This window comes from Streptomyces sp. PTL18 (assembly GCF_059510295.1).
This window is the reverse complement of sequence record NZ_JCAJZO010000165.1, coordinates 1-291: the sequence shown is the minus strand read 5'-3', so window position 1 is coordinate 291 and position 291 is coordinate 1. Positions and strand designations below refer to the sequence as shown.

Genomic DNA, 291 nt, shown 5'->3' with positions numbered 1-291 from the left:
GGGCTTGACCAACTCGGTCTTGTAGAGCCCGATCGTGCTCTCCATCAGGGCGTTGTCGTAGGCGTCTCCGACCGATCCGATCGAGGCGGCGATGCCGGCCGCGTCCAGGTGCTCGGCGAGCCGGAAGCTCGTGTACTGACTTCCCGCATCCGAGTGATGAATCAACTCGCCCGGGCGGACGGGGTGTTGGTCGCGGTCACGTTGCCAGATCGCCATCTCCAGGGCGTCCAGCACGAAGACCGTCTCCTTCACGGTGGCTGCCGACCAGCCGACAATCCGGCGGGAGAAGGT

Annotated in this window: 1 protein-coding gene; it reads right to left on the bottom strand. The window is 65.3% G+C overall.

Going from position 1 to position 291, the window contains the following annotated elements:
- On the bottom strand, positions 1–291 hold a 291-nt coding region (locus AC5WS8_RS39485), incomplete at both ends, for a DDE-type integrase/transposase/recombinase (RefSeq protein WP_496108290.1).